Here is a 19,596-nt window from a genome sequence, read left to right on the forward strand (position 1 = left end):
CCCTGGAGATGACCTCTCAAAGCCCCTCCGGCGCTCCCCCCCTCAAACCTTCCGCCCGCCGAATCACGATTCAAGCTGCGCTCAACCAGGTGGTATCCCAGGAGGCCCATCGCAATGAGCTGCAGCTGTCCTACGTGCGGGCTGGGGTACTGTTTATTTCGCTGCTGCTAGATTTAGCGGTGTTTTTGTTTCCCCAGGTGCTACTGGGCAAAGACTATGTGCCCCCCACGGTGGTGATTATTAGCGTCTGCGCCAATCTCTTTGCCCTGGGGCTAGTCGCCATTTTGCGCCAGGGTCTCTCCATGGAGGCCCTGCAGCGCTGGCAGGTGATCATCCCTATTTTTGACAACCTGCTCCTGTGGGCATTTATCACCAACATTTGGCGGGTGATGGGTGCTACCCAGCCGCTTATTTTGACCAATGTGGTGGCCTTTTGCAGCCTGGTGGCCGTATCAGGAGGGCTACGCTTAAGTCGCCGTGCCGCTGTGCTTACCTCGCTGCTGGCCCTGGTTAACTTTGGCTATGCGGCGGTGCTGTTCCAGCTCAATTTGGCGCTGGCGTTGTTTGCTGGCATTACGGTTTTGGGCACCGGTTTTTTGGGCATGCGCATGGCGGTCATTGTGCGTCGCCACGTCAAAAATGAGTCGGGGCGGGTGTTAATGGCCCAGTTTTTGCCCAAAACCGTAGTTGAAGCGGCCTTTGAGTCGCCCCTAGACCTGCTTCAGCAGCCGCAAAAATGCAGTGTGACGGTGGTGGTGACTGACCTGCGCGACTTTACTCACTTTGCTGAAGCCCTAGATCCTCAGACGGCGCTCGACTTTCTCAATCGCTATCAGGGGGTGCTGGCCACCATTGTCGAGCGCCACGGGGGCTGGGTTGATAAATTTATGGGCGACGGCATGCTGGCGGTGTTTGGTGCCCCTGACCCCCTGGAAAACCATGCCCGCAGCGCCCTAACGGCCGCCACCGCTATGGTGCGCGAGGTGAAGCAGATTTCGCCTCTAGCTATGGGGGTGGGTGTGCACTCTGGCCCCGTGGTCGCAGGCTGTTTGGGGACCGCTGGACGGCTAGAATTTACGGTGATCGGCGATACGGTCAATGTGGCGGCTCGGCTCGAAGCGCTGACCAAAACCCTGGGCCACCCCCTGCTGGTCAGCGAGACTACGTATCAGCAAGCAGGATCGTTTCCATTGCAGTCGTTGGGGCGGCACGGGCTGCGCGGCCGAGCCCAAACCCTGGAGCTATTTACTCTGAAGTAGGGCCATCTGTCTGGTGCAGGCGGCGCACTGGCCATCGCCACACAAGGCCGAACTATGTCCTGCGATAGAGGTTGATGGCTGGGTACTGTGGCATCTCTAAGGGTAGTCTCTCGCCACTAGGTCATTTTAATGCTGTTGGAATCATGGGGTTTCCGGTATCGTGAGCCCTTAGTGTCCTAAGTTATCGATACCATAGAGATAGAGAGCACCGCACCGATAGTTTTAAACTAAATAATGCCTCCGGATCCTTCCCATGACCCCTGTGCCATCCTGGCCGTAGACGATTCTCCGGACAACTTGTTCCTGATTGAGTCTATTTTGGATGACCCTGAGTACCATATCACCTGCGTAGAGAGTGGTCAGGCGGCCCTGGAGGTGGTGGGGCAAACGCCCCCCGATGTCATTTTGCTCGATGTCATGATGCCGGGACTCGATGGCTATGCTGTCACCCAGCGGATTCGCGATAATCTTAGCCTGCCCTACATCCCTATTCTGTTGATTACGGCTCACGATCAGTCGAGCCTGGTGCAGGGGTTAGATGCCGGAGCCGATGACTTTATCCGTAAGCCGGTGGATGTCAATGAACTGCGGGCTCGGGTGCGATCGCTGCTTCGCCTCAAACGCAGCATAGACGCCCAATCTACGATGATTCGCCAGCGCGACGATTTTGTGGCTCGTCTCACCCACGATTTGCGCACTCCCCTGGTGGCCGCCAACCGCATGCTGCAACTCTGCCAGAGCGATGCCTTTGGCCCTATTCCAGACGATGGCAAGCATGCGATCGCGACCATTGTTGACAGCAACCGCCACCTGCTCAGCATGGTCAACACGCTGCTAGAGGTCTACCGTCACGAGGCGGGGCACAAGGCGCTGACCCTATCACCGGTTGACCTATTTAAGCTGACCGAAGCCGTGGTCATGGAGCTAGCCCCGATGGCTGCCGAAAAAGGGCTCACCTGCCTGCTTTGCCGCTCGGACTGGGTAGATGCTGTACCGGCCACCGCCCGCGATCGCGACCTGCGATCCACAGGGGCTGAAGTGAGGCATACGTTCGGAGTCAATAGCGCTGAAAATGCCGCTTCAGGGACCGCGACTCTCGAAACTGATGCGTTTATTGTGCCAGGTGACCATCTGGAACTGCGCCGAGTGATTACCAACCTGATTGGCAACGCGATTAAATTTACCGACTCTGGCAGTGTAACGGCCACCATCGGCACCACGTCCCATCTGCCAGCTGGGGTAGCCATTCCTGGTGCCGATGGTTCTAACTGGGTGTGGGTCAGCGTTACCGACACTGGTATTGGCGTTCCTGAGGCTGAACAGCAGGCTGTGTTTGAGTGGTTTCGCCAGGGTAACCATGCTCGCTCGGGTCACGGTCTGGGCCTGCATCTGTCGCAGCGGATTGCTCGGCTCCACGGCGGCATCATTACCCTCGACTCTGAGGCTGACCAGGGCAGCTGTTTTACCCTATATCTGCCGAAGCAGTCGGACCTTTAAGGCATCGGGCGTCAGGTAATCAATCCAGAATAGGCTAACTGCGCGCTCAGCTCAGGTTTAGTAGGATGGGGAAGACCCCGTCATCTTCTATACAGAGCAACACTATGCGCATTGGGCTGCCCAAGGAAATCAAAGATCAGGAGTTTCGCGTCGGCCTGACCCCGGCAGCGGTACAGAGCCTCTCTCAGCAGGGGCACCAGGTAATGGTGCAGGCCGGTGCCGGATCTGGATCTGGCTTTAGCGACGACGACTATCAGCAGGCGGGGGCCAAGCTAGTCGATGATGCCGCCACCGCCTGGGCTCAGGAGATGGTGGTCAAGGTCAAAGAGCCTCAGCCTTCGGAGTACGGGTTTTTTCGCTCCGATCTGATTTTGTTTACCTACCTGCACCTGGCGGCAGAGCGATCGCTGACGGAGGCACTGCTGTCCAGCGGCATCAAGGCGATCGCCTACGAAACCGTGGTCGCCCCCGACGGCAGGCTGCCCCTGCTCACCCCCATGAGCATTATCGCCGGTCGCCTTTCGGTACAGTTTGGGGCTCGCTACCTAGAGCGTCAGCAGGGCGGGCGAGGCGTGCTGCTGGGCGGCATTCCCGGTGTGGCCCCCGGTACTGTCGTCATCTTGGGCGGCGGCGTGGTGGGTACCGAAGCCGCCAAGATGGCTGTAGGGCTGGGGGCTAGAGTCCAAATTATCGACCTTAACGTCGAGCGGTTGGCCTATCTCGAAACCCTGTTTGGCTCGCGAGTGGAGCTGCTCTACAGCAGTTCTGCCCAGATTGCCGCCTCGGTGCCCCAGGCCGATCTGCTGATTGGTGCGGTGCTGGTGCCCGGTCGCAAAGCCCCTACCCTGGTTTCTAAAGATTTAGTATCTACCATGCGCCCCGGCTCAGTGATTATTGATGTCGCTGTCGACCAGGGCGGCTGTATCGAAACCCTGCGCCCCACTTCCCACAGCCAGCCCACCTATATAGAGCAGGGAGTCGTGCATTTTGGCGTCCCCAACATGCCCGGTGCCGTACCCTGGACGGCCACCCAGGCGCTCAACAACGCTACGCTGCCCTACGTGCACAAGCTAGCCCGCCATGGAATGGCGGCTCTGACCACTGATAGCGGTTTGAACGGTGGATTAAATGTGTCTGACGGTAAGCTGATTCACCCCGCCGTGCGCGATGTTTTCCCTGATTTGGCAGCCCAGCCTGCTGCAATGGCCCCCATTTAGATCCGTCCATAGGTAGCTGGATCATTCAATCCTGGAGCCTATTGAGTTGACGCCAACTTAATTCACCACCGCACTACCGTGAGCGCGAGGGTCATCATTGACAGCGCTTTGCCGCGACACAACATCGCCCTCGATCGCTGATAGGCGGCCAAAGTTTTGCTGGTGGGGCAGCGGGGCCTGGGCAATCAGGGCGTCAAGATTGTCGCTGAGAATTTGCCGGGGTTGCTCACCAATGGCCACCGCGATCGGGCTGCCGTCAGCCGCTGAATAAACAAAATGAGGAATGCCCTCGACGCGGTAGGTCAACATTTCGGGCAGCCACTTGTTGTTGTCAATGTTGAGCATGACAAAGTTGATGCGATCGCCGTAGCTTTCGCGCAGTTCGGCCATATCTGCGGCCATTGCTTGGCAGCTGGTGCACCAGTTGGCGTAGAACTCTAGCAGGGTGGGCTTACCGTTGGCCTGGGCCTCCTCAAAGGGCACGGCGCTAGCTGCCAGTTCGCTGAGAGAGGGCACCGCCGACTGGGTGCGAATGCCCAAAAACATGGCGGCGGCCAGCACCACGGCCGCCACCGCCACGATCAAATTACGAGCGCGGCTGGGAGCAACATCTGAGGTTACAGGCAGGTTGTCTGGCATAGGACGAAAACTTCCCCTCGCTGGGGCCAGGCTGAAGGACGAGACAGGCCAGCTAGCTCTCCGGTTAGGATAGAAGCAGACCACTGGTTTTAGTGTAAAAGAATTGAGGTTTTGAGGCGGCAATGAAAAAACGGGTCAAGCTGATTTTTCCCAAGCGATCGGTACACATGCCGATCACCTATCGGCTGGCCAAAGACTTTAACATTGCCGCCAATATCATTCGCGCTCAGGTTGCTCCAAACCAGGTGGGCACCCTGGTGGTCGAGCTATCGGGCGACATTGACCATCTCAACGACGCCGTTGACTGGCTAGAGGTGCAGGGCATTGAGGTCTCTGGGGCCAGCGGCGAAATTGTTGTAGACGAAGACCTCTGCGTGCACTGCGGCCTGTGTACGGGGGTATGCCCCACCCGCGCGCTCACCCTCGACAGTGAAACCCACCGGCTGACCTTCTCGCGATCGCGCTGCATTGTCTGCGAGCAGTGCATACCCACCTGTCCCGTGCAGGCTATTTCCACCAATTTGTAGTCGGGTAATTTGTCGTTGGGGCCGAGGCGCGATCGCCATGCAACAAGACCGCTCACTTCGCACTCTAATTAAGGTTCACTGGCTCTCCTGGACGCTGATGGTCTTGGCCCACGTCACCTATGGGGGTTTTTTGCACGATCGAGCCGCTGGCCCAACCGCTTGGGCCGTTAGCGTGGTACTAGCGATTTGCGGTGCCGCCGCAATTACCCTGTGTTGGCCGCTGATTCGGCGCGTCATTTTGCTTGGGTTTCAGTCAGATGTAGGGTACTTCATTATGGCCCTGAGTTTGGCGTCCCTGGCGGTGGTGGCCGTAACGCAGTTTCAGCTGTTTGCCTATTTCGCCATGCTGGTGGCCGTATCGCTGCTGGCCCGAGTTGATAATCTCATTTTGGGGGTAAAAGATACGGCTGCTTTCTTCTTACTGGCGGGGCTGGCCCTGCTGGGGCTGGCGCTGAGCTGGCTACCGGTGCTGATATGGGCAGCTGACTAGGGGCAAGCCCGCTGGCAATTGGCTCAGTCCTATTGCCGCCCTCTAGAATCGCAATGGTGTGCTCCGTTGCCCTGCCCCCGTCCCTGTGTAGGATGGTTTTAGACGGGCCAGCGCTAATACCGTTTTATTCACGCTAGTTAGGGGTTTACGCATGACGGCTGCCAGCACGCAATCGATTCCGGCCTTTTGTGAGGGCATTCAACATTTTGGGGCGCTGCCTCCTGAGTTTGCTGCCTATGGTCAGGCGGCGGCGATCGCCCCAGGGCAGACCGCCATCACCTCCTCCAGCGACCCCGCTGCCGTTTACCAAACTCTGCTGGCTGCCGATGCCCTGCGCTACCTCACCCTACAGGTGACCGCCAGCAAAGAATCAGGCCACCCCGGCGGGTTTGCCAGCATTGCCGATGCGATCGCATCGCTGGTCATGCTGGGCCACAAAAACATCGTCACCGAAGTCGGCCACCACGCCCCCGGCTTCTACAGCAATGTGTTCTTAGACCGCTCCCTCGAAGCCATGGGCATTGAGACCGTGCATCAGCTGTGCGATCGCTTCCGCGAAACCCACGGTTTGCTGGGCCACCTGTCGGGTCAAATCCCTGGCCTCTTATCCCCTGCTGGTCCCCTGGGGCAGGGCCAGCACTTCGCAATGGCTGGGGCCAAGCTACACCCTGGCGTGCTGTTCCCCGTCACCATTGGCGATGGCGGTCTGGGCGAGCCCTACATTATGAGCAGCTTTGGCCACTTCAATACCGCCTACCCCAACGTCACCAACTTCCTGCCCATTTTGGTCTGGAATGGCTTCTCCCAGGAGCACCACAGCATGGTTTCTACCAAATCAAACCAGGCCATGATCGACTACTGGCGCGGCAACGGCTTCCAAGAAATCGTGCTGGTCGACGCCAAAGATTACGACGACGCCAACCAGCCCGGCGACTACGTCGATAGCACCGCCTTCTCCTTCCCCCAGCGGTTTGCCTTCACTCAAGCGGTGCTAGAGGCCACTGATAAGGCCGCCAAGCTAGCACTGGGCGGCACTCTCACCGTGCTGATTGTGAAGCAGCTCAAGGGCGCAGGTGTCCACAAGCGGGGTGCCCAGTCCCACAACCTCTACCCCGGTGACTCGCTCCAGCGCGACTACATCGTTAGCGCCCTGGCCAACCGCGCCCTGCACCCCGATGCCTGGAACCTGGTACGCACCAACTATGAACGCTCCGCAGGTGGCCCTGGCGCTAAAACAGCGGTAACCGAATCAGTCTTGCCCCTGGCCGACCTCGGCATCCTGCCCCTCAATGAATTCCCCGTGGGTGGCGACAAGCAGGTGGCCACCACCGCTATGGGCGCTCTGGTGGGCTACGTGGGCCAAAAAGATGCTCAGTTTGTGGTGACTAACGCTGATGGCAATGCCGCCTCTGGCATCAACAACATCAATCAGGCCCTCAAAATCATTCACCCGACCGCCGATGCTACCTATTTTCAGCAGCCCCACGGCCAGGTTTACGAACCCCTCAGTGAAGACGCCTGCGCTGGCTTAGCAGCCGCACAGGCTCTCTTTGGTGGCCGCACCCTATGGTGCTCCTACGAATCGTTTGCCGTCAACGGTCTACCCATTTGGCAGACCGTGACCCAGGCTATGGCCGAACTGCGTCGCTCCACCCCCTCTACCATCACCCTATTTACCGCTGGTGCCCTAGAGCAGGGCCGCAATGGCTGGACCCACCAGCGCCCCGAAATCGAAAACTACTTTGCCGGGATGATGCGCAATGGCAACGTGTATCCCCTGTTTCCTACTGACGCCAACAGTATTCAGGTGTGCTACGACTGGGCGCTGGGCACTCGCAACAAGGGGGTAACTATCACCGCCAGCAAGTCGCCCCTGCCGGTGCGCACCACGTTCGAGCAAACTCGTCAGGCGCTGGTTGAGGGGGCGATCGAGCTAGCCACCTGGCCCGGCGACAAAACGGTGGTGTTTGCTGTCGTCGGCGACATGACCCTGCTGCCGGTGTTTGAAGCCGCCGAGCAGCTAGCCGCCAGCGGTATCGGCAGCCGCATTGTATCGGTTGTCAACCCTCGTCAGCTCTACCGTTCCACCGATGTAGCCTGGGACATGTGCTCCGAGCCCGACGACACCTTCCTGGCCGATGCTGGGTTTAATCGCCTGTTTGGCGGCGACGCGCTGCTTGGGGTGACGGGCGGCTCTAGCGCCGTGCTAGAACCAATTATGCTGCGCAGCATCGCCCCTCGCGACACCTTTGCCTGGAAGCGGGGTGAAACTGCCGCCAGTGCCGGACAAATTATGGCCCTTAATGGGCTGACCGCCGCCAATTTTGTCGCCAGGGCTAAGGCGCTGCTGTCTTAGCCCAAATCCTGACTGAGTACCCCCGGTTTGTAGGGGCGTAGCATGTTACGCCCCTACGAGGTTCCTGATTATGAATCGGGGTTTACCAACTCGGATTTCGGATTAGGACACCAGACCAGAAATTTAAGAAAGCGGGGAGGTGTATGCCTCCCCGCTTTCTTGATACTCTATCGGAGGCAATGTCTAAACCTCTGGCTTAGCCTCGGTAGACCGTAGATCTAGGGGGTCGCTTCAGCTTCCTGGGAGCGAATATAGTTCAACACCTCTGTGGATGGAAATAGCCGCACCTGCTCTAGCTGGGCATCGAGGGTGGGGTCGTCGTTACCGCTCATGGTGGCCAGCAGCCATTCCAGGGAGAGCACCTGAATCACTACATCGTTGGCTTCCGCAGCATTGGTTTCTTGATAGCGATTGAGCAGAGTCTGCAGATCATTGCGGGAGAAGAACATGGGCAACGCGGCTTCACCATCTTGGTTAATGGTGAGGTAAGGGCCATCGGCACCCTGACGAGCTATAAATAAGGGCACCCCCTGAAAATCAGGCTGTAGCTGGGTTGCAGTCTCTAGCTCACCGCCGATAGGGAGATACAGCAGGGGTACCTCCTCACTATCACTCAGCACGGTTTCCTGGTAGAGCGTGCCCAGGTCAACCAGAGCCACTTCAGCACTAGGGTCTTCTGCTTGGGCGCGGGCTAAAAATTCTTCGGCGGCAGCCCCATCGATAAACACTACGGGCACTTTCACTTCTTGGTCGTTGACCTCAGCGGCCGCCGTCAGGGGTTGGCCGTCGGAGTTCAAAATGATGAAGACCGGCACCTGTTCGAGCTTATCGACAATGGCCTCTTCACCCAGGGCAACGGCGGGTAGGGGCATCATTAGGCCACCTCCCAGTAGACTGCCGCTAATCAGGGCAGTAATAAGGGGGAGAGGCCGCAAAAGGGAGGAAAATAGCTGTTGCATAGGAATGTCGTCGCAGTTAATGACAAAGGGTCGGGGGAGCTGATGGCCGTCGATACGACTGAATTACTGACTATAGATACTACAGACTAGAGACCGTTTGCACAGCGCTCTGTGCCAGTCGTGCTAACCGACCAAGCCAAGAACCTATACTCAAAATCGGGATGACAGGATTTGAACCTGCGACATCCTGCTCCCAAAGCAGGCGCGCTACCAAGCTGCGCTACATCCCGTAGTTCAACATTGTCATTTAGTATAGCCTGCTTTTTTGCACAACTGTTATCGCTCGCCGCCTATTCCTTGACTCTGCCCTCTTTGTTACGATGCTTCTATGGCTACCTCCGCTTATCCTTTAAATCAGCTGCCTGGACTGAGCCCGGCCCACGCCCAAAGTATGATTCGGCTGGGCTTAACCAGCACCGACCAGCTCCGTCGATATGGATCGTCTGTTGTACGTCGTCAAGCCCTGGCCAAAAAGATGCAGGTGCCGTTGCGTTACGTCACGAAGTGGGTCATTTTGGCCGATTTGGCTCAGGTGCCTGGGGTGGGCTGCCAGTTTAGTGGATTGCTACTGCATGCCGGTATTATGTCGGTGGCGCAGCTGGCCGACTGCACAGCCCAGGGGCTGTACACGCAACTGCGGCGGCTGCATGTGGCCACCCTGCAACGCAATGACCTATGCCCCAGTACTGACCAGGTCAACCTGTGGATTCAGCAGGCTAGAGCCATTGCAAAAGCGTCTTGAGCGCTGGCGCTAGTCTGGGTACCAAAACATCCCTTTAATACCTTCGGGGTCGGGCATAAAGCCAAGACCTTTATAAAACTCGACGACCTGGGGATCGGCAAACAGCGTAACGTTACTAATGTCTTCGCTACGCAATTTCTTGATTAGCTGGCGCATGAGCTCTTTGCCCAGGCCGCGTCCCTGAAAGTCAGGATGCACCACTACATCCCAAATGGTGGCGTTGAAGGCGTGGTCAGAGGTGGCGCGGGAAAAGCCGACTAGACGGCGACGCGCACCTCTCTGCTCCCACATGGTGACGACGAGATAGCTGTGCTGAATCGCTTTTTTAACCTTGCGGATGGGACGCCGGGCCCAGCCTACAGCATTGCACAGCTCTTCTAGCTCGTAGAGGTCGAGGTCGCGATCGGTGCTGAATACAATCGTCGACCCTTCCCCTTGCTCAGGTAGGGCCTCTAAGAGGGTACTCGCCGACCTTGTCTCCCCAGACGAAGCGTCGTCAGACCCGACAAAAAGACTTTTCCAAAAACCCATGCAGGCCCTTTCTGATAGTGAAATGGCACAGCGTTCGATGGCACCAGCTTAAGCCTCTAAATAACGCCGTACAATAGCTACAGCTAAGGCTAAACTTAGGGCTGAACACCGTTTCTCATAGTATATCCCCATAAAATCCCGATGCCTCTGACGATATCGAGATTTGTCCTAACTAGCTTGGGGGAGTCTAGCCTCTGCTCGTTCTAAGGTGCGATCGCCCGAACGACCGATGAGTTAGAAAGGCCCCCTTGAAGTGGGCCAATGGTTCAAAGAGTAACCCTCCAGTCCCTTTAGGCAAAGCAAAAACGTTTTAACTTTAGCGGTTTTCCTGTCGACAGCGGCTGCCAAAAGCGTGTAGGACGGGGAGATGTTATTGCTTGTCTAGGGTTTCCTGATGCGGCAGATGCTAACGTTACCTCCATGGAGTTCCGTCCTTCCAACCATGGCCGCTGGCTTAAACCCCTCTACGGTTGAGCTGCTAAAGCGCTTCAACCGCGCCTTTCCGCAATTTTATGAGCAGTTTGTTAGCAGCGAAATTCAGCTGCAGAACTTGCGTTTGGCCTATCAACTCTATAAGCAGCGTAAGGCTGTGCTCGACATTAAGCCCGAGGGTAGCAAGAGTGCGCTGTACTTTGTCTATCGTAACCAGTCGTTTTTGCTGAGCGATATCTTTGGCGTACTGGCGGCCTATGGCCTGACGATTCATAACCTCAGTCTCTACGGGCAGATTTATCCACCCATGCTCGTGTTTATCAAGCTGGTGGTGTCTCGGGGCGGCCAGGCGTTGACTCCTAAAACGACTGAAAATGTCTGTCGGGCTATTCAAGAGACGTTAGCGGGGCATTTTGAAGTAGAAGAAATGCTGACCGTAGAGTTTAATTTGGATGCCGGCCTAGAACGGGTAGAAACCGAGTTCTATGTAGATCCGGTCTTCCATTTGCCGGCGCTGCTGATCGAGGCCGATAACCAACCGGGCCTTTTTTATAAAGTCATGTACGCCATTTGGCAGGAAGATTTGCTGGTGGTTAACGCTAATCTGCTGGTGTGGCGGGGGCGTACTCGCCTGATTTTGTATCTTCTTGGCCCCAACGAGAGCCTGATTCCCGATTATCTGGGCCAAAAAATTGCTGAGGGCATGCGCTATCGCCTGATGAGCTAGGGTACGATATTCTAATAGACCGGCCTAAGAGGCCCTCGGCCCATGGCCACTACTTCAGTTTTTGGCGTACCCCACTATTACCAACTTACGGCGGCTAGAGAAGCTCCTCCCCTGGTTTTTATCCACGGCTGGTTGCTGAGCCATCGGTACTGGCAGCCTGTGATTGATCAGCTAGCGCCTTACCATACCTGTTTGGCCTACGATCTGCGCGGGTTTGGCGAGTCACGCTATGGACTCGACCACCACATATCTGGGGTGCCCGCTGAAGCCAGGGCTCTTGGCTCTTCGGCGTCACCCTACGGTCTGGGGGCCTATGCTCGCGATTTGGCAGCACTGCTAGAGCAGCTTAATCTTGGCCCTGTTTGGCTGGTGGGTCATTCTCTAGGCGGCAGCGTGGCGCTCTGGATGGCCCACTGCTATCCAGAGCAGGTGCAGGGGGTAGTCTGCCTTAATGCTGGCGGCGGCATTTACCTAGAGCGCGAGTTTCAGCAGTTTCGCCAGGCCGGGAAATATATTGTGGGCTGGCGGCGGTCCTGGCTGCGCTACACCCTGCTGCCGCTGCTGCTGACTCGTATGATGGTGCATCGGCCTTTGGACTATTGTTGGGGTCGCGATCGCTGCCTTGATCTGCTGCAGGCTGATGCCGCTGCTGCTCTGGGTACCTTGCTAGAGTCAACCACCGAGACTGAAATTCACCTGCTGCCCAGGATCGTAGCGGCTCTCCAGTCGCCAATCTATTTTATGGCTGGTCGGCAAGACCAGGTGATGAATTTGCGCTATGTGCACCATCTGGCGGGCTATTTGCCGGTCAGACAGGGGCAAAACCCAGTGATTGAAATTGAAAATTGTGGCCACCTGGCAATGGTAGAGCAGCCTCAGGTCGTGGCCAAGGCGCTACAAGATCTCCTGCAAGCCTCGCCGTCACTATCCTTAGCCTAATCGTTGCCGTAAGCGACAATTTGGCCAACACTTACTCAGGCCATACGTCTGATCGGGCTCCTCTTTTTAGGAGTCGGAATTTTGCGATTGCCTATTTGCAACGGGGCTGACGTAAAGCGGGTCACCAGCCTGCAAAGATGATCTAAAACTTAGCTACAAAACAAAAGAGATGCCGACGACTGGCCGTGTTTCGTCTCGGCATCTCTTCTGGTTCGCTCCTCACACAATTGAATTATAAGGTCAGGCGAAGGGAATGTCACCCCTAAAACTCGGTTTGAATGAACAGTATTTCTTATGGGAGACGGGCTTCGACTGGGGCCAGGGCTACACTGGTTTGAAACAAGCGCTTTAGCTAGGGTATTTAAATTTGCTTTGGCAACCAACGTATAGGAATACTAAGTTTAAGGATCCTAAAATGTCTCTGCTTCCTTAGGAGGGCTCCGAGAAAATACGGGATCTCTGTATTAGTATTGGATGGTTTACGTAGCCTTCACGATGACAAATTACTGAAAATCTATTAAGCAAGGTTTTCTCTGGTCGATGGGGGTGTCTGGGTTTGAGGCCAAACTTCGGCCTTGACGGGCGAGTCGATGGCGGTTGAAGTTTCGTCTTTAGCTCGACGGAGGGGTATATCTACCTGGTCTGCGCGGCTGATTTGGTTTATGATGCTGCGATTCTATGCGATCGCGCCTTCCCCTAGCCTTTACCCCATGGTCATGGTCTGTACCGTCTAACCTAGCTATTGCTATGCAATCATCCCAAAGCCCCGATCATGCCCGACCGTTCCTAACCTGGCAACGTATTACCGATTGGGCCCATGCCCATTATCGAGCCAGAACGTTTAATAAAGATGAGCGCATCCCCACCCGATCCGGACTGTTGTACCTGGTCGAGCGTGGTGCTGTGCGCCTGGTCGGTACTGCCCAGGGGGCGGTTCCAGGCTTGGTTAGCCCCGAACTCGATGATGCCACCGACGAAGAAGGGTCTACCTCCTTGACCCTGGGCGTGAGCGAGGAAGCGTTTTTAGGCTTTGTTGGGGCAGGGCAGCCCTTCGAAATTGTGGCTCAGTCTCCCTTTTTGCTGCAAAGCTTTGCCCACGTTGACCAAACCACGGTGCTCTGGCTCTACTGGAGCGACTTGGATAACTGGCCTCACTTTCGCCGTGAAGTGCTTGATGCCTTTCGCTACCAACACCAGCGCAAACTGCTGTGGCTCAGCACCCTGGGCCAGCGCCGCACCATCGATCGCCTGCTGGGGTTTCTGACGCTGCTGATTGAAGAATTTGGCGAACCTTGCGATTCGGGCTACTACCTACCCTGGTCGCTCACCCACGCTCAAATTGGCAGCGCCATCGGCTCTACCCGGGTCACTGTGACTCGCCTGATGGGCAAACTCCGTCAGCGCAAACTCATTCATATCCACAAAGACGGGCTGATTGCCATTCCCAGTGAGCAGGGTATGACTCGTGAGGCCCTGGGCTAGGGGGTAGGGTATAACGGCTCTGGCGGCGGGGCTGTAGACTTAGCTCCGTTCTTTTCGGTACCATTTTTGTCAGCACCGACGGGTTTAAAGTTGAGCGGCAGGTTGGTAAATTGCGGCAAAATTTCGGCGGTGAAGGCGGCGGCGGCCTTAGACCGGTAGCGGTTGGGGTTGAAAATGACCGAAAGGGTGCGGTTGACCACCACCGAATCAATTTTAGCCCGGTGCAGCACGCCCATCTGTAGCTCTTTTTCAATTGCAGAGTTAGATACAAAGGCAACCCCCAACCCCGACTGCACCGCAGTTTTAATGGCCTCAATTGAGTTGAGCTCCATCTCAATTTTGAGGCGGCGGGTTTCGATACCGCAGCGGGTCAACACCTGGTCGATCACTTTACGAATGGTCGACTGTGAGTCGAGGGCAATGAAGTGCAGCTTGTAGAGGTCTTCGCGCTGAATCACCGCCTGACTGGCCAGTGGGTGAAACATGGGCATAATCAGTGCGAGTTCATCCTCGGCGTAGGGCACTCTTTCTAAAGAATCCTGTAGCTCTGGAGGAATCTCACCACCGATGATTGCTAGGTCAACCTGACCGTTGGCCACGCTCCAGGCGGTGCGCCGGGTGGAGTGCACATGCAGTTGTACAGCTACGTCAGCATATTTTTGTCGGAAGAGGCCAATCATGCGGGGCAGGAGGTAGGTGCCCGTGGTTTGGCTAGCGCCAATAATTAGGGTGCCGCCCTGCAAGTTTTGGAGATCTTCGATGGCACGGCAGGTCTCCTGGCATAAACTGAGAATGCGATCGCCGTAGCTCAGCAGTAAATGTCCCGCTTCGGTGAGCTGCGCCCGCCTGCCGCCCCGGTCAAACAGCGGTACATCCAGCTGACGCTCCAGGTTTTGCACCTGCAGGCTAACCGCTGGCTGAGAGACATACAAACTGTCTGCCGCTCGTTTGAAACTGCCCTCCGCTGCAATCGCCTTGAGAATGCGCAGTTGGTCGAGCGTAAAAGGAAGGTCAGACATGGGCATTAACCCTAACGTACGATAATCCTGGGATGCCAACAAAACATGATAATAATGCAGGCAAGCCCCTGGCTGTCATCGCAACTGATGTCGCCGTAACAACCCTAGATAGACTCATGGCCTCAAGCCTAGTGTCGAATTAAGTCTGCCATCCCTAGATTACTTGGTTCAGGACATTCGACAACAAAAATTAGAGCGAGACCCAAAGGATTTATGAAACGTCAGGTGATCCAGAATGTCCTAAATTTACCCGGCATCTCTGGGATGGCGCTGATTGATGGGCGCAACCGCCCCTTCTTTTTTGGGCCAGACATCAGCCTCAACTCCCATCAGCAGGATGCCCTCGCCCAGGGGATTCAGCAGGTAGTCGACACGACTCCTGCCCATTTCGATACCTTCTCGTTTCGGTTTGCCAATCAGCTCACCCATATCTACAAGCTTGATCAGGGGCTGATTTTGCTGGTGCTAGTCACCGATCAAATGCCCCTTGCCGATTATCGCACTGCGATTGGCCAGCTCAAGACCACCCTAATCGAAGCCCCCCACAATGCTGTGCCTACCTTCCGGCTGCTAGCTGGCTGTGTCACCCTGGGCAGCACCGCTAGCGCCGCCGAACCCGACGGGGCCAAAGCACCGCCGTCTGAGCCAGAACCCTCCGAACGGGGTACCCTAACGTCAGACTACCAGGCGGTGATTTTGGCCCTCAGTCACCTCAGCGATGGCGCAGCTCAGTATTTGGGCAAAACCATCGTCATCAACACCTGGAAGCAGTCTCGCCCGGCCCATCCCTGGCTGGAGCAGTTTGAAGTTCAACGAGATGGTCACTTTACCGCTGCCACCGCTGTAGCAGAGGGCCAACTATCGCTAACGGCGGAACAACACCAGTGGGTTAAAGACTGGGTTACGGCCTTTATGGGACGCGGTGGCAGAACCATCCGCAATTTTCAAGCTCTAGCAAGTAGTCGGCTAACTCCTCAGGAACAGGCCCTTTTGCTCGATCTCTCGTCTCCTCAGGACAGTTAGGACTGCAGCCTGTCCCAGGTGTTTCGTCTATTCCTTTAACCTCTGTTCTACCCCATGTCTAAAACCGTTCGCTTAGAGCCCATTGCCCAAGAAACCTCTGTTGAAACCAACGGCAACCTGCTGTCAGTCTTGCTCAACAAAGATCTAGATGTACTCAGGGAGTGTGGCGGTCGAGGCATGTGCGCCACCTGTCATATCTACGTGCAGTCAGGATCAGAGGCGTTGACTCCGATCAACCGCCGCGAGCAGCGTACCCTGGAGGTGATTACCTCCTGCAAGCCTAACTCGCGCCTCGCCTGCCAGGCCAGGGTAGTCGCTAATGGAGTGGTGGTAGAACTGCCGCCAGGGATGTACGTTAACTCGCTGCAAGACATTGAGGCGCTGATTGGCCGCCGGGCAGACCAAGATCTGCTGCACCCAATTACCGGCGAGGTGCTGGTAGAGCAGGGCAAGCTGATTACGCGATCGGTTATGACTCAGCTAGAGAAAACCGCTAGCTTTAAGGTGGGCGAATTCTTTAGTCAGAGCAAAGACCTGTAGACCTGGGGTTCATAACCGAACCTCATAGAACATCTGTTATGGTAAGGCAATGCCGTAGTTGAGTTTTATACCAACCCCCTATGGACTCTGCTCTTCCTCTGAGTGCTCGCCACAAGCAGGTGCTACAGGCAACCATTCGTCACTACATCGCCACAGCAGAGCCGGTAGGGTCGCGGGCCTTAGCCCAAGAGTACGACCTGAAGGTGAGCCCAGCGACGGTGCGCAACACCATGGGCCTGCTGGAGAAGTATGGCCTTCTCTACCAGCCTCACACCTCGGCCGGGCGAGTTCCTTCGGACTTTGGCTATCGGCTCTACGTCGATCGGCTGATGTCGCCTTCGGCCCGGGTGGGGCGACGGGTGGATGCAGCCCTGTCGGAGGAATTGGACTTGGTGGGTCGTAGCCTGGAGTCGCTGCTGCGATCGGCTACCCAAATATTGGCCCAGATCAGCGGCTACCTGGCCTTGATCACGGTGCCCCAGTCCAGTACTGCGATTATTCGCCACATTCAGCTGGTGGCGATCGACGGGGAGCAGGTGCTGATGGTGGTGCTGCTCGATTCGCTGGCTACTCAGTCAGTCGTGGTGCAGCTACCGGCGGTGCTGGGGGTCTCGGCTCAGGCGACGGAAGAACTGGGCCGTCGCCATCTAGAAATTTTGTCGAATTTTCTGAGTCACCACCTGCGGGGACGGCCCCTAGCCGATGTTGCCACCCTGAACTGGGGCGATCTCGATACTGAGTTTCAGCAGTACGGGGCGCTGCTGTGTCAGGCTTTGGGCAATCTGGTACAGCGATCGCGGGCTCCAGAAACTCCCCAGCTGGTCATTAGCGGTCTATCAGAGGTGCTGCGTCAGCCCGAGTTCTCTGATGCCCAGCGGATTCAGTCGATTGTGCGGCTGCTGGAAGAAGATCAGTCACAGCTCTGGCCCCTGTTTTTTGATACCCCACCGGTAGCTAGCCAAACGCTCAACGGCGTAGATGTAAAGGTCTGGATTGGGTCTGAAAACCCGCTAGAGCCAATGCAGGGCTGTGCCCTAGTCGTGTCGAACTACACCCGTTGCGACGCCTCTGTGGGCAGTGTAGGGGTCTTGGGGCCAACCCGAATGGTCTATGAGAATGCCGTGGCTGTAGTTAAGGCTGCGGCAGATTACCTATCGACGGCTCTTAGCGCCTAAGGGGTATCCCCAATATGGCCCGAATTGAATTGGGCAGGGAATGCCGTGATTATTACTGAACTGCTGGCAATTTTGTCGATCGCGGCGGCGACGGGGCTACGGCTGGCGCTGCCCTTGCTGTTGATTGGGCTGATGTCTGGGCCTCAGCTTTGGTCTAACGTACCGCTGCTGTCGCGCCTGCCCCCGGCACTGGTGCTAGGGGTGCTGGCTACCTGGTCTATGGCGGAGCTGATGCTGTCAAAGGATCGCTATAGTCAGCGTTTTTTTCAGATCCTTGAGCTGTTTCTGAGCCCTGGGGTGGGTGCCCTAGCCGGTCTAGCTGTCGCCAGAACCTTTGGCCTAGACGGCTGGATTAACCCGCTGATCGGCCTGATTAGTGCTCTATTGGCCCTAGTCATTCAGCTGTTGCAGGTGGGCTGGTTTTATCGCCCTCGCCGCCCGCCTCTGTGGCTTTTCTTTGTGGTGGATGGGCTCTGTATTGCACTGGCGGTACTGGCTTTTGATGCTCCCAACCAGGGCGGCATCATTGCGCTGCTGCTGCTGTGGCTCGTTATTCGAACGTCGTACCTGTGGCAGCACTGGCCCCGGCGCTCAAAGCCGAGGTCATAATACTGCTCGGCGTAATGCCTAAGGCATAACAGCCTGAGGCGCAAAGCCTAAAGAATGCCCACAAAATGCAGGGGGCCGCGACCGCTGACCAGCTCTAGCAGCAGGGCTAAGAAACCTACCATCGCCAAACGCCCGTTCCACACCTCGGCGACGGGGGTGAGTCCCCAGGCCGATCGCTCCTGAGGATAGATTTTGATCTTTTTATCGGGGTGCACCACATCGGAGAAGAGCTGGCGCGGCGCGGCCAGAGCTTCGGTGACCATATCAGCCATATCGGTAATGAAGCGAGGGTGGGTGTTAAGGGCCGGTACCCGATGGAAGCCTGGAATTCCAGCCTCCTGGGCAATCTCCCGGTACTCCATGTCGATTTCTTGCAGGGTCTCAATGTGCTCGGAGACAAAGCTGATGGGTACCACGACCAGGTCTTTGACGCCTTGGTGGGCCAGCTGCTCGATCGCATCTTCGGTGTAGGGCTGTAGCCACTCCACTGGCCCTACCCGGCTCTGATAGGCCAGAGTGTGGGGGTTGGGGCGATCGAGCGCCTTCATAATCAGCTCGGTGCAGTGCTCGATTTCGCGCTGGTAGGGGTCGCCCGCCTCTTCGACATAGCTCACGGGTACACCGTGGGCACTAAAGAAAATGTGGGCCTGGTCGGGGTTTTCGAGTTTGTCTAGCTCTTGGGCAACCAGATCGGCCATGGCGGCGGTGTAGCCAGGGCGCTCGTACCAGGAGGGTATGGCGGTGTAGACAATGCGCTGTAGGGCCGGATCTTCGAGCCAGAGGCGCTCTAATAGGCGGAAGCTGGAGCCGCTGGTGCTGATCGAAAACTGGGGATAGAGGGGTAGCACTACCAGCTTTTCAATACCGTCGCGCTTAATCTGGGCGACGGCCTCTTCGGTAAAGGGGTACCAGTAGCGCATGCCAATGTAGATATTGGCTTCAGTGCCCTGGTCGGCGAGCACTTGTTTGAGGGCGTCGGCCTGTTCTTCGGTAATGCGGCGCAGGGGCGACCCACCCCCGATCTGCTGATAGTTTTCTTGGGACTGCTTGGCACGCGAGCTAGAAATTAACCAGGCCAGGGGTCGCTGCAACCAGGGAAAGGGCAGGCGAATAATTTCTGGATCGGCAAACAGATTAAACAAAAAGGGACGAACATCGTCGAGCTGTTCTGGCCCCCCTAGATTTAGCAATAAGACCCCGACACGACCCATGGCACTGTTGTGGTTCTAAAGTAGGTACTCATATCTGACCATATTCTACAAGCTGGATGAACGGTTTCCGACCCTGATGGCTGTCTCGACCTCTCTCGATCGCGCGATCGCCGCGCTAAATACCCGTTTCAAAGCGGCTCGTCTGGGCCTACAGGTGGAGTGCCGGGGCGATCGCCTCAGCCTGCGGGGTACCCTGCCGCCCCGCCCCGACAGCACCAAGAC

The 19,596-nt window shown here is 56.7% G+C and carries 19 protein-coding genes and 1 tRNA gene; 14 read left to right on the forward strand and 6 right to left on the reverse strand.

What is annotated here, in order from left to right:
* From IQ273_RS15565 to ald, 3 genes are all read left to right on the forward strand, one after another.
* The coding region (locus tag IQ273_RS15565; RefSeq protein WP_313898134.1) for an adenylate/guanylate cyclase domain-containing protein at positions 1-1,259 on the forward strand (1,259 nt) is incomplete at its 5' end.
* Between the two features lie 234 nt (positions 1,260-1,493).
* The gene (locus IQ273_RS15570; RefSeq protein WP_194024092.1) at positions 1,494-2,756 is read left to right on the forward strand and encodes a hybrid sensor histidine kinase/response regulator; all 1,263 of its coding nucleotides are present in this window, start codon (positions 1,494-1,496) and stop codon (positions 2,754-2,756) included.
* A 104-nt stretch (positions 2,757-2,860) separates the two neighbouring features.
* Positions 2,861-3,973, forward strand: a complete 1,113-nt coding sequence (ald, locus tag IQ273_RS15575) for an alanine dehydrogenase (protein WP_194024093.1) — start codon at positions 2,861-2,863, stop codon at positions 3,971-3,973.
* Positions 3,974-4,030: 57 nt separating this feature from the next.
* On the opposite strand, the gene IQ273_RS15580 is transcribed toward ald, so the two are convergent.
* Entirely contained in the window at positions 4,031-4,612 is a 582-nt protein-coding gene (locus IQ273_RS15580) for a thioredoxin family protein (protein WP_194024094.1), read from the reverse strand.
* A 122-nt stretch (positions 4,613-4,734) separates the two neighbouring features.
* Here IQ273_RS15580 and IQ273_RS15585 point away from each other — a divergent pair, with 122 nt between their 5' ends.
* The 3 genes from IQ273_RS15585 to IQ273_RS15595 all read left to right on the forward strand — a co-directional run bounded on the left by IQ273_RS15585 (position 4,735) and on the right by IQ273_RS15595 (position 7,985).
* A complete protein-coding gene (locus IQ273_RS15585; RefSeq protein WP_194024095.1) occupies positions 4,735-5,139 on the forward strand; it encodes an NIL domain-containing protein in 405 nt (134 codons plus the stop codon).
* A gap of 37 nt (positions 5,140-5,176) precedes the next feature.
* Positions 5,177-5,629, forward strand: coding sequence for a hypothetical protein (locus IQ273_RS15590; RefSeq protein ID WP_194024096.1), 453 nt, complete (start codon positions 5,177-5,179; stop codon positions 5,627-5,629).
* Between the two features lie 151 nt (positions 5,630-5,780).
* The gene (locus tag IQ273_RS15595; protein ID WP_194024097.1) at positions 5,781-7,985 is read left to right on the forward strand and encodes a phosphoketolase; all 2,205 of its coding nucleotides are present in this window, start codon (positions 5,781-5,783) and stop codon (positions 7,983-7,985) included.
* A 218-nt stretch (positions 7,986-8,203) separates the two neighbouring features.
* Here the strand turns inward: IQ273_RS15595 and IQ273_RS15600 are convergent, their stop codons facing one another.
* The gene (locus IQ273_RS15600) at positions 8,204-8,944 is read right to left on the reverse strand and encodes a Tic22 family protein (RefSeq protein WP_194024098.1); all 741 of its coding nucleotides are present in this window, start codon (positions 8,942-8,944) and stop codon (positions 8,204-8,206) included.
* A gap of 156 nt (positions 8,945-9,100) precedes the next feature.
* Positions 9,101-9,174: transfer RNA gene (locus IQ273_RS15605), tRNA-Pro, on the reverse strand.
* Positions 9,175-9,272: 98 nt separating this feature from the next.
* Here IQ273_RS15605 and IQ273_RS15610 point away from each other — a divergent pair.
* Positions 9,273-9,686, forward strand: coding sequence for a DUF4332 domain-containing protein (locus IQ273_RS15610; protein ID WP_194024099.1), 414 nt, complete (start codon positions 9,273-9,275; stop codon positions 9,684-9,686).
* 9 nt (positions 9,687-9,695) lie between these two features.
* On the opposite strand, the gene IQ273_RS15615 is transcribed toward IQ273_RS15610, so the two are convergent.
* Positions 9,696-10,217, reverse strand: coding sequence for a GNAT family N-acetyltransferase (locus tag IQ273_RS15615; RefSeq protein ID WP_194024100.1), 522 nt, complete (start codon positions 10,215-10,217; stop codon positions 9,696-9,698).
* 442 nt (positions 10,218-10,659) lie between these two features.
* On the opposite strand from IQ273_RS15615, the gene IQ273_RS15620 reads away from it, so the two are divergent.
* From IQ273_RS15620 to IQ273_RS15630, 3 genes are all read left to right on the forward strand, one after another.
* The gene (locus IQ273_RS15620; RefSeq protein WP_194024101.1) at positions 10,660-11,376 is read left to right on the forward strand and encodes a hypothetical protein; all 717 of its coding nucleotides are present in this window, start codon (positions 10,660-10,662) and stop codon (positions 11,374-11,376) included.
* A 42-nt stretch (positions 11,377-11,418) separates the two neighbouring features.
* Positions 11,419-12,315, forward strand: coding sequence for an alpha/beta fold hydrolase (locus tag IQ273_RS15625; RefSeq protein ID WP_194024102.1), 897 nt, complete (start codon positions 11,419-11,421; stop codon positions 12,313-12,315).
* 747 nt (positions 12,316-13,062) lie between these two features.
* Positions 13,063-13,797 carry a Crp/Fnr family transcriptional regulator gene (locus tag IQ273_RS15630; RefSeq protein WP_194024103.1) on the forward strand — a complete coding sequence of 245 codons (735 nt, stop codon included), beginning with the start codon at positions 13,063-13,065 and terminating at the stop codon, positions 13,795-13,797.
* On the opposite strand, the gene IQ273_RS15635 is transcribed toward IQ273_RS15630, so the two are convergent.
* Complete coding sequence (locus tag IQ273_RS15635; protein ID WP_194024104.1) at positions 13,794-14,816, reverse strand: LysR family transcriptional regulator; 1,023 nt, start codon at positions 14,814-14,816, stop codon at positions 13,794-13,796. The two genes, IQ273_RS15630 and IQ273_RS15635, sit on opposite strands and share 4 nt — an antisense overlap.
* Before the next feature lie 213 nt (positions 14,817-15,029).
* Here IQ273_RS15635 and IQ273_RS15640 point away from each other — a divergent pair, with 213 nt between their 5' ends.
* From IQ273_RS15640 to IQ273_RS15655, 4 genes are all read left to right on the forward strand, one after another.
* Positions 15,030-15,839, forward strand: a complete 810-nt coding sequence (locus IQ273_RS15640) for a hypothetical protein (protein WP_194024105.1) — start codon at positions 15,030-15,032, stop codon at positions 15,837-15,839.
* A 54-nt stretch (positions 15,840-15,893) separates the two neighbouring features.
* Positions 15,894-16,379 (forward strand): 2Fe-2S iron-sulfur cluster-binding protein, encoded by a 486-nt coding sequence (locus tag IQ273_RS15645; protein ID WP_194024106.1) that lies wholly within the window; start codon positions 15,894-15,896, stop codon positions 16,377-16,379.
* Between the two features lie 80 nt (positions 16,380-16,459).
* Positions 16,460-17,554 (forward strand): heat-inducible transcriptional repressor HrcA, encoded by a 1,095-nt coding sequence (gene hrcA / locus IQ273_RS15650; protein ID WP_194024107.1) that lies wholly within the window; start codon positions 16,460-16,462, stop codon positions 17,552-17,554.
* Positions 17,555-17,599: 45 nt separating this feature from the next.
* On the forward strand, positions 17,600-18,163 hold the full coding sequence (locus IQ273_RS15655) for a DUF4126 domain-containing protein (RefSeq protein ID WP_194024108.1): 564 nt from the start codon (positions 17,600-17,602) through the stop codon (positions 18,161-18,163).
* Positions 18,164-18,210: 47 nt separating this feature from the next.
* On the opposite strand, the gene hemH is transcribed toward IQ273_RS15655, so the two are convergent.
* Positions 18,211-19,374: a ferrochelatase gene (gene hemH / locus IQ273_RS15660; RefSeq protein ID WP_194024109.1), complete on the reverse strand. Its 1,164-nt coding sequence runs from the start codon at positions 19,372-19,374 to the stop codon at positions 18,211-18,213.
* Positions 19,375-19,596: the final 222 nt, after the last annotated feature.

Origin of the sequence: Nodosilinea sp. LEGE 07298, from assembly GCF_015207265.1 — a bacterium.
In the GTDB taxonomy this organism is placed as follows: domain Bacteria; phylum Cyanobacteriota; class Cyanobacteriia; order Phormidesmidales; family Phormidesmidaceae; genus Nodosilinea.